The sequence below is a fragment of the Enterococcus sp. LX10 genome, from assembly GCF_023539285.1.
GTDB classification, from domain to species: domain Bacteria; phylum Bacillota; class Bacilli; order Lactobacillales; family Enterococcaceae; genus Enterococcus; species Enterococcus faecalis.
In genome coordinates this window covers 849,150-865,243 of the sequence record NZ_CP092784.1, presented here as the reverse complement: position 1 = coordinate 865,243, position 16,094 = coordinate 849,150, and the positions used below count along the sequence as shown (strand labels likewise).

Sequence of the window (16,094 nt, the reverse complement as noted above, 5' to 3'; positions counted from 1 at the left end):
TCTAGGGCGTGTTTGAAAACTATCAGTCGTTCATGTTAATCTCTATTCAGAGGTGCCTTAAAATGAGAAAAAAACGTGAATTTTCTGATGTACAACGGCTTCAAATTAAAGAATCATTTCCACCTTATAGAACTGGCCGACCCCAAAAAGATCATCGATTAATGTTTGAAGCAATCCTATGGATTGCACGGAAGGGCACACCATGGAGAGCTCTACCAGCATATAATGGACCGTTTGAAACCGTCTATTCTCGTTCTAAAAACTGGCAAAAGTCAGGACTATTGGAGCAGTTATTTCTTAAATAATCAAAAGATCCGAATACAGAAAATTTTAGTATTGATTAAACTTCTATAAAAGTCCATCAGCATAGAGTTGGTGCAAAAAAAAGGCTGAAAATTCAGAAGTGAATCAGTACATTGGTTTAAGTAGAGACGGGAAAATAACAAAATCCATGCAATTGTTGATGGATTGGAGAATCTGGTATCCTTTCAGCTCTCTTCAGGAAATATTTATGATGGTAGTTATGCCATACACACGCTATCTAATATCAATATCAACGGCTACAATATTCTAGCAAATAAAGCCTATAATTCTTCTGCAATTCGTGAGTTTATCAAACGCGAAGGAGCGACTTACACCATTTCCCCAAAGTCTAATGCAAAAGAAAAATGGACTGTCGATTGGAACATTTATAAAGAACGACACTTAATAGAACGTTTCTTTTGTAAAATCAAGCAATTCCACAGAATTGCCACAAGATACGAAAAATTAATGGAATCTTTCATAGGATTTATTTATCTTGTCACTATATTTATTCTAAAAAAATAAGTTTCAAACACGCCCTAAACTAAATTAGATTTTTTCAAAATATATTAAGATTGTAAATTTATAATCAATTTAATCTTTTATTAGAAATTTATTTTACTTTTTAATAAGTTTAAGTCTTTTTATAAAGTTTCATTTGTCATCCCTCTAAATCTACCTGGTTTGCCTGCATGATTGGCTTCATAAACAACAATTCATTTTTTTGATTACTTGATTAAATGAACTTTTTTGTCAAGATTACTTCAGTACTACCTTCCTTAACAACTAAATTGTACAATGTTGTTTAAATATTTCTTCATATTTCATTGAAATATCTACCTCGACTAAGTTGTAGTAAACTTTTAGTATCGGGCTCCTTACACCATAGGACTGATTTGTTTAACACACTAACATACGACGTTGCGGATTTAATGGCAGGGTACATGTTTTCAATATATGTTATGCATTCATCTTATAACTAAATTCAATAATCAAGACTATCTATAAAATATAGTAGGTAGTTTCAAAAAACATAAAAATTTTTAAAATTATAATTGTATAGCTTTTTTAATTCCTTGTTTCGCAATAGCTGCTTTTACAGCAGCGAATACACCAGCTAAACCAGCGGTTGCCCCACCAATAATCGAAATTATAGATCCAACTGTCAATCCTGCGTTAATTAAACCCACAATTTTTTCAGCTACTCCCTGCGCAATACCATATGCTACTAAGTCATATACCATGAATATTCCTCCTTGTTTATACATGTACCCTGCTATTAAATCCGCAACTAGTTATTACAATAAAGCTATTAACGAAAAAGAAATAATTAATATTACTTTACTCTTCAAGGACACGCTAGATATCCGGCTAAACAATTTGAAATTAGTAAGGCCAATCACTATTATCAAGAATAGTGTAACAGCCCAACTAGAAATCTGATACTTACCAACTATTAATATCAAGTTACTCACAGTGAGAACAATTAACTTGATAGAATAGTCAACAAAAAAAATTCTTTTGAATAAAATTAATGCTTCTTCTTGAAATATTTTTTTATATAAGTATTTTAATATAATATATTCTAATAGAATTATTACAATTAAAGAAACCATAGAGAATATGGCACCTAATATTATTACTCCTGTTAGTTGTTGTTGGTCGATTGACACCGCTTCTAAAGTATTTTCTGGAAGTTCAATTAACTTCAATATAAGTGTCACCCCATATATAAATAAGCTAATATAAAAAAATGTTTTAAATAGATTTTTTTCTATCTTTTGCAACGTTTCTCCTCCTAAATAAAATTAAAATATATTAATGAAGATTCTATAATCGAACTCAGTAGCAATAAAAATATGACAAATATGAAACTAACTGTAATTTTTTTCCCCTTATCATTATAAACATAATTTGATTTGTCTTTTAAATAAGCCATTAAAATATCTGATATATAATATGAAATTGCTAAAGAAATGATTATTGCAGGTAATTCTAAAATGGAATGAGGATATTTAGTAAGGGTATTCTGAATTCCATTTTGAATGGTGTTTATGGTAGCCGAATAACTAAAAATGTATAAATTCACAAAAGTTAACAGTGTTGCTCCGCTATAAAATGTTATGCTTAAAACAATTGTAATTATACTAATCCGAAGGTTATTCATAAATATCTCATATATATTATCCAAAAAATTATAACTAGTTATAATTTGAACTATATTCTCTGAAGAAGATTGTGTTTGAAAAAGCAATCCTAACATGATACCTGAAATAATACCTATAGATGATACAAAAGCTGCATATGCAATTTTGTTAGACGGAATAAAATACTTTTCAATGTGATTCAAAATGTATTTCACCGTCCTTAACTATTAATTCTTCGTTAGATAGTTCGTGAAGTATTCTTGTATGTGAAATTAAAAATATAAAATGATTATTTGACAAATCTGTAAGTTTTCTTTTTACAACTTCCATTGCATATTTATCAATATGCTCAAAAGCCTCGTCAAACAATATAATTTCACTATTAGTTATAATTGTAGCAATAAAAGCTAATTTTTGTTTATTTCCTTGAGAAAGATCTTTTATTAATTTATAATTGTAATCTATTAATTCTAGTTCGGATAATAAATTTGTTATCATCAATTCCGTAACTTTTACATTGAAAAGTAATGATATATAAACTAAATACTCTTTGACCTTTAAAAATTCATAACCCACAAATTCATCATTTATACAAACTATTTTGTCTGACCTTTTTTTAATAATAGTATTATCTATATCTACTTTGTGTACCTCAACATCGATATCTCCTAGTAAACTTTTAAATAATGTTGACTTACCTGAGCCGTTTCTTCCACTTACAAAATAAAGTCCATGTTTATTTAATTTAATGTCTACTTTTTTTAATATTATATTTTTTTTATCATAGCTGCTGTTTCTAATTTCTATCTGTAAAAGACTCATAGTTTCTCCCCATTATAAATTCATTAATTGTAAACAAGCCCCTAGAACAATCAAAAATAAAACAATAACAAATATATAGCTCAACCATTTATATTTAGACTCACTTGTTTTGTTGTACATTGTCCTAAATTTCAGTATCAAATGTATTGAATATCCTATAACGATAATATCAAACAAATAATTAAATGTGGTCATATAGTTTCCTCCTCATTTTCAAGTTAATAGTTAGCAAACACATTTTAAAACATGTAAGAACAATTAGTAGTAGAGCAGTAAATAAATAAAAGTAATCTAAATAAATTGAATTTCCTGTTCTAATAATTTGATCAACAATTGCTCCGCATAGAACTAAAACCATAATGATTAGAGCATCAAAATTAACGCTGTATTTTATTTCACCAACTATAGATACTGTTTTCCAAGTAACTATTACTAATTTTTCATCTAAGACTGGCAAAATCACTCCCAGAAATACACAAATTGCTAAAAAAACTGAATCTTTTAAAGTTATATTATTAAAACTAAAATAATACGAAAAAAATATAGTACTCATATATAAGCTTTTAGCATATAATAAAAGTTTGATTTTCCATGTGAAAATCTTCAAGTTATTTTTTTGTATTTTTTCAAACGAAATCCTTTCCCTCTCGTTAACAAAAAAGTGAAAAAAATAAGCATATTGATTTAAAAATTGTTTAGTACTCAATATAGCAAATGAACAAGCAATCATAGGGAATACAGCTTGCTTTTCTGAGTAATTCCATAATGTCAAGATAAGTATTATTACTAATAAGTCCGATGGAAAGAAAATCATTAATTTTTTTGTTGCAGGCAGGGTTTTTACGTAATTAATAAAGGATGTATATCCTCTATCTAGACCAAAATGAAATTTTTTTGTAATAGATAGACTTTGTCTTGAGTATAAAATATCTATTACGAATATTAAAACAGCCGAAATAATTACTATGCCTGTAAAAACCGGTAAAAAAGCTTCAGCATTCACATTAAGATACAACAAATATTTATTCATGTTAACTGCATCGGGAATATTCAACATATGATTTTTAATGAATATACTCAAGCTTACAATAGTAATACATAAAATAAGATATATATGCTCTTGTTTACCTTCCATCATAAAATAAATAGAAATGACTATTGATAACAGCATAAACAGATCGCTAATTGACATGAATATAATCGTTCTAGATAAAAAAAACACAATGGTTAATAAAAAAAATAATATGTCTAAAACGGTTACTACCGATAAAATTTTATATATATTACTAGAAGTCGCTCTTTTAATTTTCAAACTATAAAAACTTTCAGGATGAGAAAATTTAAATACAGAAATTTTATTTCCAGTAATGAAAATTTTCCAAAAGACAACTATTACTAATGGATATAATAATTTATTTGTTGAAAGTATTAATAAAAAAATTAACGGAACAATTGACATGCATAAAAAGAAAAAACTTATTACAAGTGATAACAGTTTAATTTTTTTATCCCCCAAATAGATTAATAACCCCGGTAAAATTTTGTTATAGTAACACTCTATCTTTCTCCTGTAGCAATTCAATAAGTAAAAGAAACTAAGTAACAATTTTTTTAAATAAAAGTAATATGTGTGATTATCAATGACAAACATCCTCCTATTCGTGTTATGGCATCTTCCAAGCAATATTTTCGATTAACCTTTAATATAATTAATTATGATAAAAATTTTAATTAATCAATATTTCCTTAAAGTGAAGTAGCTATTAATTTATTAAGCGTAGCAACATATAGGAAGATCCCATCTATTTAAGGTCTATAAGGTGCTTTGCTCCAGAAAGGTTAAAATACTATATTTTGTTATCTTTAAAATTAAATAGTCTAGTTTGCATTAAATTATTAAAATTAATTGTTTTGTTGCTAAGTTTTCCGATAAGCCCAATTTAGGATAAAATTTAGGAAACAGATAGACTGGGAAACGAATATGGATCATTTTAAAGATAAACAATTTCAAAAAGATGTGATTATTGTAGCCGGAGGCAATTATCTTCATTACAACCTCAGCTATCGTGAAGTTCAAGAAATCCTGCATGATCGTGGAATTCATGTATACTACACGACGATTTATCGTTGGGTTCAGGAATACGGAAAGAGACTCTATCAAACTTGGAAAAAGAAAAATAAGCAGTCCTTTTATTCATGGAAAATGGACGAAACCTATATCAAAATTAAAGGAAAGTGGCATTACTTATATCGAGCAATTGATGCAGGTGGATCAACTTTAGACATTTGGTTGCGTAAGAAACGAGATACATAATCCGCCTATGCCTTTCTTAAACTATTTAGGAAGCAGTTCGTAGAACAAAAGGTTCTCGTAACAGACAAAGCGCCATCAATCAAAGCAACATTCAAGAAATTACAAAAAAGGAGTTGTATCAAAAAACAGAGCACCGAACAGTGAAATATTTGAACAATTTGATTGAACAAAATCATCGTCCCATCAAATGCCGGAATAAATTTTATCAAAGTTTACGTACCGCCTCCACTACGTTTAAGGGCACGGAAGCGATTCGAGGAATCTATAAGAAAAGTCGAAAAGAAGGAACTTTTTCGGTTTTTCAGTGACGTTTGAAATCAAGCAGTTGTTGGATATTTCAACTTAAAACAAAGCCATTCTAGGAGACACTCTCTATTTTTTGAAATTTTGCAACAGAACCGTTTTATGCTTGAAAAATCATAAGTCGTTAATCTTGGCAGACTAAGATATTTTACTCGGTTGTTTTTAAAATTGACTAGAAATTCGTGTTTCTTACTATTATTCAGTATATTTAACTAACTATTCTTCACCAATCTAAATTCCTTAAATAAACCATATTTCCCCTTATATGGTATACCTCATCATCATGACCATCACGCTAAAAAAATGCTACATAACTTTTACATATCTTTTTTTATGCATGTATTCTCTGATTTTGGTATCTGGCAACAATATGTATAAAAAGAGCTCACTTCTCTCAATTTTAAGTGTCATTCAACATAATAACGAGCAAATAGTCGAAGTGTATCTAATTCTTTATCATATAAGCCAATTAGAACACCTAAATTGTCGCTTTCCCCAATAAATGGATTGAGGTAAATTAAAAAGAAGCGATTATTTTTAGATTCAATACTTATTTTAACTAGGGACATGACCTGTTCTTCCTCTTAAAAAAACCAGAATCTGTTGCTTGCTCCGTAAAAAGTTTTGAAATGTTTCGGTTGTTAGTGTCATAATTCTTACCTGCTTTCTCTTTTTTTGATTTGTTTTTTGGTACTTGTCAATGGAACTAAGGTAAGTTACACTTGTGATACATCGATTTTTCAAGTATAACTACCTTTTTAGAAATCTTTTGTTCATAGCAAGTGGTTTCTTTTTTTACTTTTCAAGGGCGTTATTCCGATATTCTTCCCACTATTTACCAATAACGATATAAAGTTCGTTCCAGTCTTTGTTCATTAATTCCAACATTTGCTCTAATTCTTCGTTAACCTCAGAGCGGACAATTCCGTTTTCTAGTTTTTCCATTGCGTAAGCTAGTGAATCTAATGTTTTAAGGACTTATTCTTTGTTCATTTGATTTTCCTTCTTTTGGTTTTGATTCTGGCTTTTGACAATTCATTTTTTTGAAGACTTAGGAAGGGATGTTCTTTTGATTTTGTTGGTTCGGCATTTTTTTGTATGAGCCTCCTTTCGTTGTTTGCTGTTATGGTGTGAGCTTGAGGTTTCGGGCGTGCAGTGAAAAGACAACGGACACAAAGTCGCTCACTGGAAAAATCATCCCTGCAACCAAGTGAAGCGGACAAAAAACATGCCACAGAACCAATGCTCTTGACCTTTTCCTTGTGAAAAAAGGCTTTCTTCAGGTGGCGGTTGTAGTAAGGAAGAAACCGCTATTTTCTTTTAATTTTTCTCTATGTAGGGGTCAATTAAATATTTGGAAGAAAAGATACGCTATGCATCTGTTTGTCATCTTTTTGTATTATTTCTCTCGTGTCCTAAAAATCCTGATTTTCTGGACGTTCAGTTTATCGTTTGCTAATACTAATAATATCGTTTAATCTAATATTATATAAAAGAATAAGTTATGGGAGGGATTTTATGAGAAAAAGTAGTTTATTTGTGTTTGTACTACTAGTTATGGGTTGTTTATTTTCTTTAAATGTAGAAGCACAAGGAATTGAGAAAAAGGAGATTTTTAATATTTCGGAACCTACATGGATTTTTAATGCTGGAATGAGCAAAGGAAAAAATCATGATCGGCAAGATTTAGGTTTTATCTTGCGAGAAAATACGGAATTAAAGATGAGGCAAACAAATCCTAATTTTAAAGATAAATTGACGGTTAAATTATTAGGGAATGACTCTAAAATAGAAAAGAGTGTACAAGTCGGTACAGATTGGATAACTATTCAGGCATCGGATCCCTTGGTACCGTTTGTTGACACACCTTATGGAGACAATGCTGCACAATTAGAATATGAAATTAATGATTTTAAATCACAAAAGCCTTTACCAATTTATGAATACCACAATAATAGAGATGAATTTTTTAATACATGGGATAAGTTTGATGGAAATTATGCGTTGGTTAAAGGGGTAGATTTTCAATTACTGATACCTAAAAAAGACAAAGAAAGCGTAAGAAATTTAAAAGATTTTCAGTCTATAGATCAATTAATCGAGCATTATAATGACTTATTTTCTTACTACAATCAAATTGCTGGATTCGATAGCTCTTCTGATGTAAACAAAAATGGACAAAATCGTTATTTTTTAAAAGCAGATAAGAATGGTGCGGGCGGCGCATACTATGGCACTAACTGGACAGCAAATAGCTATGATACAATCGACATGTGGTTGACAAAAAACAGTTGGGGGACGTTACATGAAATTGCTCATGGCTATCAAGCAGGATTTGATGGTGTAGGAATGTATACAGGAGAAGTATCCAATAATTTATTTGGTGTACAGTATCAATACAATAAATATGGAAAAGAAGCCGATAATATCGGTTGGTTATTTGATTATGGAAATAAAGAAAAAGTGGATACTGATCTTTACACGAAAATGATATATCAAGAAGGATCCTATGATTCGGTAGGTCTACGAGAAAAACTGATTCTGTTATCTTTGTTGAAGCAAAAAGCTGGTGATAATTCATTCACGAAAATGTATCAAGAATACCGTAAGTTAGCAAACCAGCAAAATTTCAATAGAGCAGATTATCCTTTACCAGATTTAATGAATCGTATTTATAGTGAAAATAGTAAGCAAGATTTCACCCCCGTTTTAGAAAGATGGGGCTTATCTGTTAATGATTCTCAAGGAGAAAAGAACCGCGTTTCTGGATTCCCAGCCATTGCTTCTTTAGCTGACATTGTTCCAGAAAGTGAACTTGCTCGTGCACGTGAATTAATAGACCCTTCTTATTTAATTAACTCAAATTTTGAGATGGTTAGTAATGCTGAAATATCCTCTCTTAATTTAGCTGGAAATCTTACGATACAATTAAATACAACAAATATTAATGAGTTGAATGGTGTAAAAGTAGCTTTAAAAGATGGTAAACAAGAACTAGCTACGCAAGATATTCAAGAAGGAAAACTGACATTTAAAAATATCCCTAATGGCGTATATCACTTAGAATTTTATGGTGAGCAAATGAAAAATTATGTGCCAAAAACTCTCTATGTATATGTTAAAGATGCTGAAAATACTTCAAGTCTTAACGTAGAAAAAATCAATAGGAGTTCTTTACTGAACCAACAATTAAATTTTCTTGGTTTAGGTAATGCAAACTTTGGTTCATTTTCAACTAATCTGAATAATCAAGAAGCCACTGTTTCAATTACCAATGCAAACCCACATAGTTATTTTCAAGGAGAGTTATATACGAAAGTCACTATAAAGAATTCAAAGGGAGAAACAAAATATGAAAAATCTGTCGAAGGAACGAACGCGGAAGTTGGAACAGATAAGATTAAACTAGAAGAAAGTGATGTGGTTGAAATCTTCCATGCAGAGACAAAAGGACGCTTAACTTGTTTAGAAAATATTATTGATAAAACGAAAAACACAAATAATTGGGTTGTCACAAAGTTTGGATTACAAAACCAAACGCTGAAAAATGATCCTCAGCAAGATTTAATTCGTAAAATTGATGAAAGCGGGAACGTTCTTTTAAAGCAAGAAGAATTATATCCGATATCATTTGAACTATCGTCAGAAAAAAAACAATTGTTACATGCAATTCAGGCTTTGGATGAGCCGTATAAAGCACAATATATTGAAAAATTTTCAGTGTTATTTTCGTAATACTTAATAAGGACGTTTATAAAGCTAACAGATAGCAAGCAGTATTCTTACTATCTGTTAGCTTTATTTCTCATACTATATGCAATTATCAGATCAAGAATTATCTATGCCAAATAAAAATAAAATTTTTGCCATTTAAAAAGGAAAATAGCATCCAATATAGCACTAAAAAACAAAGAGATCAAAAACTTAGAAGTTTCTGACCTGCTAGTTTTAAATTAAGAACAAGACACAACTGGGTTGTGTCTTATTCGTAGTGCCGCTTTCTGTATTTAAAAATGGGTATGGGATCGACGATACGAAAAGTCACGCTTTGAAATTAAACACAAAGGATAGAAAAGCTACCATAAATCCTTCTATCTTTTTGGTATGTGCAAAAAATGTAAAGTTGGGATTCTGACACATGAAATGTCGGTCTTATCGAAATCTAAAGTCAACTAGCACCACAGGTAATTACTTATCTTCTAATAACCACAAAATAAGAAATAGCCCCACAAAAGGATAACAATCAAGAATTTCTTGAAAGTAAGCAAAATACAAGCATACTATAGCAGCAACAAACCAATACTTTTTAAAAAATCTCCATTTTACCTTTTTCATATGCATATTAATACACCTCATAAAAATAATTTTAAAACTTAAGTGAAGCATCTTTAAACCACTCATAATTAAAATAATTACGAAGGTTCTGTTGCAAAGTTTAAAGAAGAAGTATGCTGACCCCATTCAATCAGTGCCTTAGGCTGAGATTCCCAATAAACTCTTGATTTCAATGCAAACGGAAAAACCGAAGAGCGGTCCTTCTTTTCGGATTTTTTTATAGATTCCTCGAATCGTTGCCATACCTTTGATTGTGTCTGAGGCAGTACGGAGGCTTCGATAAAATTTACTTCGCCGTTTAAATGGACGATGATCTTGTTCAATCAAATTGTCCAAATATTTCACTGTTCTGTGTTCTGTTTTGCTGTACACCCCCTTCTTTTGTAATTTTTTAAAGGCACTTCTAATAGAAGGTGCTTTGTCTGTTACCAGGACCTTAGGTTCTCCAAACTGTTTTTTCAATCGCTTGAGAAAAGAATAGGCTGCTTGTGTATTTCGCTTTTTTCGTAGCCAAATATCTAAGGTTAAACCATCCGCATCGATTGTGCGATAGAGATAATGCCACTTTCCTTTGATTTTAATGTAGGTTTCGTCCATTTTCCACGAATAAAAGGATTATTTATTTTTCTTCTTCCAAAGTTGATACAGGACTTTGCTATATTCTTGTACCCAACGATAAATAGTTGTATGACAAACATGTATGCCACGATCAAACAAAATTTCTTGCACTTCACGATAACTCAGGTTGTAACGAAGATAGTAGCCCACGGCTACTACAATCACGTCTTTTTGAAATTGCTTCCCTTTAAAATGATTCATTACTTCGTTTCTCCCAAGTCTTTTTAACTAGATTTTACACTAATTAGACTTTATTGAAAAACTTTGCAACAGAACCGGTCTGTCTTTTACGGAATTATTTATCCAGTTTTTCCTTTGCAGCTTCAACAACATCTTCCACTTTGTCTTTCGCGTCAGAAGCGACTTCTTTCACCTTACCGATGGCTTGATCTAAAAAGCCTTCTGCTTTTTGTTTATCATCTCCAGTAACGTCTCCTGTGACTTCTTTTGCTTTTCCTTTGATTTTATCTGTTGTCCCTTTATCTGTCATGGTAAATTCCTCCTGATATTTTGTTTTAGTTATTTATTACTTTTAAAGACGCTAATTCTTTGTTTCCCTGTCAATGGATTTATTGACGCTGATGCTCACAAAATTTTAAGGTTATTTTGTTATAGACAAAGTATTACTTTTTCTCCCATTTTTTTAGCAGACATCCAATGAGGAATACAATAATACTATTTGAGTATAAGGATCCTTTGATAGAAATTTTTAGAGATAGGTAGACCATTGTTCCGATTAAGTTACCGATTAACACTATTAAAAAAATAAATAGATATGGGTGGTTTTTATTAAGCTCTTTAAGTTTTTTCATAATTACTCTGTTTTGTACCTAGTCGCTACAACTCTACCTGCAGCATCACACCCACGCTGATGATAGAATCCTACCCAACCATTCCCATTTCTATCCCATTTTTTAGCAACTGCATCTCCAGGAGCACCACCTATTCCTAACCAATTAGCACCTTCTAGTAAACCAGTAACAGCACTTGCAGGAATACCTACTGTTGAAGCTACAATTCCTATTCCGCCATTAACTGCCAAATTGATAGCATGTGCCACTGTTCCTGTAGGCAGAGCTATGTTGGTGTATTCCCAACCACCCCAACGATATACTGCCGCTCTTGCAGCTCTATTTTTTTGGGTAGTACCTTCTTCATAGACAGTTACACTAGGTCCTTCTTCTGTGTACTCTAAAGTAACATTTTCTGGGAGATTATCATTAGATGGTTTCGTATCATAAATAGGATTCGTTTCTTCCTCAATATCCCATAAACTGGGTTGCTGTTCTGGAGTTCTTTCGTCAGCGTATACATTTGTGCCAGTAATTACAATCGGGGTAACACCTAGTATCACAGCTGCACCAAACAAACAAAATTTTGTTTGTTTCAACTGAATAATCCTCCTAAATATATATTAGTATAATACGCTTAAACAATAGCATATTACAAGGCAGTATATGATAAAAATCCCTATTTAACGTTTATCCCATCCTAAAAAACCACAATACTGTTAGGATTGAAGTTTCTTCGGCTCTTAGCCATTTCATTTTAACCAAAAAAATGAGTTAAATATATAATAGAGACTGTCTCTTGGGGGAAGACAGTCTCTAAGGTTATAACTTATTTTAGCCTTTCATTTCTAACGAATAATCATAGAGCTAAACGATTGATTCATTCAGTCTGTAAGAAAATAGTTAAATCTGAAATAGCTATTTTTATTTTACAGTATCTATCTTGGCCTTTCAATTGCCTTGATATTACTTTTATTTCAGGATTATTTAACATGAACAAATACTTCTGAATCTTTTACATAAATGTCATGGTAATAATTAGATTTCATTAACTCACTTTCTTCTTTATTCTATGCGTTAATATCAAAGATCTCCATGTTCACGTTTAAACCAGTGTACGTTCTAAATAAAAACTGATTTGGCCAATAAAGGGCTTCATTTGGTGGAACCAGTTCTTTTAATATAGGATAATTCTTCGAACTATTGACAAATACTGGCGAATCCTTAAATAAAGACGTACTATGCACGGTCACCGTGTCACGGTTCACTAGGTCTTTTAAATCATCGGTTAATATCATACTTTGTCGTTCAAAAGATTCCTTTTGGTGGCTTAACGCACTAGCATAAACAAATGTAAAAGATAAAAGATAAACACAGAAAAGACAAACCGCTGTTTTTGACACATATCCTAGCACGTTTTTAGAAGTATTTGCCAAAGTAAGCATGATAATTGAAACTACAAAAAAACTAAATCCATAGCCGTATCTAGGCGAAATTAACAAAAGTTTTTCCGGAAAGATTAAAAAGACCCCGTAACTCAAAATAGAGCCTAAAAATAGAAATAATACTGCGTATAAAAAGCTTTTAACAGGCGATACTTTCCCATTAAGAACCGTACTTAAAACAAAGAAAATTACTAGAATAACAAACAAAAGTATCCATAGTTTTGTACTCTGTTCAGTTATTTTTGACAGATACATTTGACTATTAACCAGGTTTGTTTTAGGTATATCCTTAACACTTGCGATTGTTGTAATATCGCGAGTGTTGCTATTCTAGGATTAAATTTCGTTTCAATAAGATAAAAGTTTCTGACACCTAAAATTAATGGTTCTAAAATTCATTGACTCCCTATTTTTATCTGAACATAGATTTTGTTACAGACTTGTGTACACGATATAAAATTACTTCCGTATAAATTTTATACAAAAAAGAGTGCCCAGAACTATTCCTTTTTCTGGACACTTTCTACTTTGTTTGCTTATCCCTTAAGCTAAACAAAACCCACTCAATTATTTTGAGTTGTTTTCATTTTTACATATTAATTAGATTTTTCTTAGTACAAAAACTCTGCCAAAATTAAGCTAACTTAAAAAAACGTCCAAATTAGTAAATCAAATTTTGGAAAGCTGTGCCATTTGAAATGAAGTATGACTGCTGTAATTTTTTCATCTCAATCCTACTATTATTTTATTCAAAGAAATCATTTCAATCAACCCTTGAGCAACATCTGCTCCCTTATTTCCTGCCTTTGTTCCAGATCGCTCAATCGCCTGTTCAATGGATTCAGTTGTTAACACACCAAACATTACAGGAATTTTTGATTCCAGACCAATATGAGCCACTCCTTTTGCGACTTCATTGCTTACCAATTCATAGTGTGTCGTTGCTCCTCTGATGATGGTTCCTAAGGTAATTAAGCCATCATACTTTTTACTTTTAACTAATTTTTGGGTTATAAAAGGAATTTCAAATGCACCGGGTACCCAATAAATATCAACATTTTCTTCTAGTACACCATGACGAGTTAGATTATCCATTGCTCCACTCAATAGCTTTGCGTTAATAAATTCATTGAATCGTGCAACTACAATACCCACTTTCATATCTTTTCCATTAAGCTGTCCTTCAAACGTTGCCATATGTTTCTTCCTCTCTTAAATAGTTAGTAAATGATGAAATTTTTGTTTTTTTGTTTTTAAATAGTTTTCATTCTCCTTCACTGCTGGAATTTCCAGAGGTATCCGTTTATTGATATTTATTCCAAGAGCTTCTAATTGCTCTATTTTTTCAGGATTATTCGTGATTAAGTCAATTTTTTCTACACCCAAAGCATCCAGTATTTCTGCTGCAAACTGATAATCTCTTTCATCTGGTTTAAAACCAAGCGCCAAATTTGCATCAAACGTATCCATGCCTTGTTCCTGTAGTTGATATGCATGTAATTTATTTTTTAAACCAATCCCACGACCTTCCTGGCGAAGATATAAAATGGCTCCTCTTCCCTTTTTCTCAATCATTCGCATTGCTTCATGCAATTGTTCGCCACAGTCACAACGATGGGAGCCAAAAACATCACCTGTCAGACATTCAGAATGCACACGAATTAGCAACGGCTCTTTAGACTGTCGAATCTCTCCTTTTGATAATAGCAAATGTTCCTTAGCTTGTTGGTCTTCAAAAAGAGTCAGGTCAAATTCGCCAAATGCAGTAGGAAGGCTCACTGTTACCGGTTCTTCTGCGTTTAGGTAGTTTACTAATTCTTCCACTGTGATAAAAGGCAGCTTATGTTTTTGGGCAAATTGTTTTAATTGCGGTCTTCTTGCCATTGTTCCATCCTCATTTAAAATTTCACAAATATAGGCTACTTCACTTTGATTTGTAAGTTTCGCTAAATCGATGGCTGCTTCCGTATGCCCTCTTCGTTCCAGAACACCGCCTTCTTTACCAATTAGTGGAAAAATGTGTCCGGGACGATGAAATTCTTCCGAAACACTCTCTTTTTTTGCCAAAATTTCAATCGTTTTTGCTCGATCATAAGCTGAAATCCCCGTTGATGTCTCTTGGTGATCTACACTAACGGTAAATGCGGTTCCGAAGCTGTCAGTATTCTCTTTTACCATTTCTCTAAGTTTCAAACGATCAGCTATTTGTTTTGAAACAGGAGTACAAATCAAGCCTCGCGCAAATGTAACCATAAAGTTGACACTTTCAGGTGAAACTAAATTTGCTACACCAACCAAATCACCTTCTGCTTCTCGATCATCATCATCTGCTACCACAATCAACTTGCCTTTTCTTAAAAATTCAATTGCTTCCTGAATATTTTTTCTACTCAACTAATTCAGCTCCTTCCATTCTATTGACTTAGATATACTTAATTGTGCTTTTACATATTTCCCGAGCATATCTGTTTCAAAATTCACATACTCTCCACGCATTAACTCGCCTAAATTTGTCTGCTTCCTTGAATGAGGGATCAGGCTAATGGAAAAATTTGTGGCAACTACTTGTGTGACTGTTAAACTGACTCCGTTGATTGCGATAGAACCTTGAGAAATAATTTCGCCCTGAAATTCTTTAGGTAAATCAAAGGTCAAAACAAGGGCATTTTCCTGCACTATTTTTTCTCTAAGACGAGTAACACCATCTACATGCCCTGCGACTAAATGTCCTTCCAATCGTCCATTATAAGGCAGCGCCCGTTCCAAATTCACCTCATCATTTATTTTCAATCGTGAAAATGTTGTTCGCTGAAAGGTTTCCGGCATAATATCCACTGTAAACTGTTGATTCGCTTTTTCAACCGCAGTCAAACAAACGCCATTGATCGCCATGCTGTCACCAATCTGATAATCTTCAAGCAACTGTCGAGAAGCTTGACAAGTCAGCTTAATTGTTTGACCCATATGCTTTATTCGAAGAATTTTCCCTTTTTCTAGAATCAAACCTGTAAACATA

14 protein-coding genes and 3 pseudogenes are annotated in these 16,094 nt (G+C 31.9%); 4 read left to right on the top strand and 13 right to left on the bottom strand.

The window, feature by feature from the left end:
- The first annotated feature begins 62 nt into the window (after positions 1–62).
- Positions 63–305, top strand: coding sequence for a transposase (locus tag MKZ30_RS04190; RefSeq protein WP_202563104.1), 243 nt, complete (start codon positions 63–65; stop codon positions 303–305).
- 142 nt (positions 306–447) lie between these two features.
- Entirely contained in the window at positions 448–828 is a 381-nt protein-coding gene (locus MKZ30_RS04185; RefSeq protein WP_317095568.1) for a transposase, read from the top strand.
- A gap of 524 nt (positions 829–1,352) precedes the next feature.
- On the opposite strand, the gene MKZ30_RS04180 is transcribed toward MKZ30_RS04185, so the two are convergent.
- The 5 genes from MKZ30_RS04180 to MKZ30_RS04160 all read right to left on the bottom strand — a co-directional run bounded on the left by MKZ30_RS04180 (position 1,353) and on the right by MKZ30_RS04160 (position 4,788).
- A complete protein-coding gene (locus tag MKZ30_RS04180) occupies positions 1,353–1,547 on the bottom strand; it encodes an uberolysin/carnocyclin family circular bacteriocin (protein WP_033628158.1) in 195 nt (64 codons plus the stop codon).
- Between the two features lie 54 nt (positions 1,548–1,601).
- Positions 1,602–2,090, bottom strand: coding sequence for a hypothetical protein (locus MKZ30_RS04175; RefSeq protein ID WP_202563100.1), 489 nt, complete (start codon positions 2,088–2,090; stop codon positions 1,602–1,604).
- 11 nt (positions 2,091–2,101) lie between these two features.
- Positions 2,102–2,653 carry a stage II sporulation protein M gene (locus tag MKZ30_RS04170; protein WP_202563098.1) on the bottom strand — a complete coding sequence of 184 codons (552 nt, stop codon included), beginning with the start codon at positions 2,651–2,653 and terminating at the stop codon, positions 2,102–2,104.
- A complete protein-coding gene (locus MKZ30_RS04165) occupies positions 2,640–3,272 on the bottom strand; it encodes an ATP-binding cassette domain-containing protein (RefSeq protein WP_202563096.1) in 633 nt (210 codons plus the stop codon). The genes MKZ30_RS04170 and MKZ30_RS04165 overlap by 14 nt, the downstream gene beginning before the upstream one ends.
- Before the next feature lie 181 nt (positions 3,273–3,453).
- The gene (locus tag MKZ30_RS04160) at positions 3,454–4,788 is read right to left on the bottom strand and encodes a hypothetical protein (protein WP_207435175.1); all 1,335 of its coding nucleotides are present in this window, start codon (positions 4,786–4,788) and stop codon (positions 3,454–3,456) included.
- Positions 4,789–5,253: 465 nt separating this feature from the next.
- On the opposite strand from MKZ30_RS04160, the pseudogene MKZ30_RS04155 reads away from it, so the two are divergent.
- Positions 5,254–5,932: pseudogene (locus MKZ30_RS04155) on the top strand (IS6 family transposase).
- 364 nt (positions 5,933–6,296) lie between these two features.
- Here the strand turns inward: MKZ30_RS04155 and MKZ30_RS04150 are convergent.
- Positions 6,297–6,458 (bottom strand): hypothetical protein, encoded by a 162-nt coding sequence (locus MKZ30_RS04150; RefSeq protein WP_202563092.1) that lies wholly within the window; start codon positions 6,456–6,458, stop codon positions 6,297–6,299.
- Positions 6,459–7,407: 949 nt separating this feature from the next.
- On the opposite strand from MKZ30_RS04150, the gene MKZ30_RS04145 reads away from it, so the two are divergent.
- Positions 7,408–9,624, top strand: coding sequence for a putative mucin/carbohydrate-binding domain-containing protein (locus tag MKZ30_RS04145; RefSeq protein WP_207435183.1), 2,217 nt, complete (start codon positions 7,408–7,410; stop codon positions 9,622–9,624).
- 738 nt (positions 9,625–10,362) lie between these two features.
- On the opposite strand, the pseudogene MKZ30_RS04140 reads toward MKZ30_RS04145, so the two are convergent.
- The 7 genes and pseudogenes from MKZ30_RS04140 to MKZ30_RS04110 form a co-directional block, all read right to left on the bottom strand.
- Positions 10,363–11,043: pseudogene (locus tag MKZ30_RS04140) on the bottom strand (IS6 family transposase).
- Between the two features lie 94 nt (positions 11,044–11,137).
- Positions 11,138–11,332, bottom strand: a complete 195-nt coding sequence (locus tag MKZ30_RS04135; protein ID WP_202563089.1) for a CsbD family protein — start codon at positions 11,330–11,332, stop codon at positions 11,138–11,140.
- A gap of 324 nt (positions 11,333–11,656) precedes the next feature.
- Positions 11,657–12,196, bottom strand: a complete 540-nt coding sequence (locus tag MKZ30_RS04130; RefSeq protein ID WP_249958789.1) for a hypothetical protein — start codon at positions 12,194–12,196, stop codon at positions 11,657–11,659.
- A 420-nt stretch (positions 12,197–12,616) separates the two neighbouring features.
- Positions 12,617–13,437 (bottom strand): annotated as a pseudogene (locus tag MKZ30_RS13360) (glucosyltransferase domain-containing protein); the annotation flags it as partial.
- Positions 13,438–13,801: 364 nt separating this feature from the next.
- Positions 13,802–14,275, bottom strand: a complete 474-nt coding sequence (gene ribH, locus MKZ30_RS04120; RefSeq protein ID WP_202563079.1) for a 6,7-dimethyl-8-ribityllumazine synthase — start codon at positions 14,273–14,275, stop codon at positions 13,802–13,804.
- Between the two features lie 15 nt (positions 14,276–14,290).
- Positions 14,291–15,472: a GTP cyclohydrolase II gene (ribA, locus tag MKZ30_RS04115; protein ID WP_202563077.1), complete on the bottom strand. Its 1,182-nt coding sequence runs from the start codon at positions 15,470–15,472 to the stop codon at positions 14,291–14,293.
- Positions 15,473–16,093, bottom strand: coding sequence for a riboflavin synthase (locus tag MKZ30_RS04110; protein ID WP_173950782.1), 621 nt, complete (start codon positions 16,091–16,093; stop codon positions 15,473–15,475). It abuts the gene before it with no gap.
- Position 16,094: the final 1 nt, after the last annotated feature.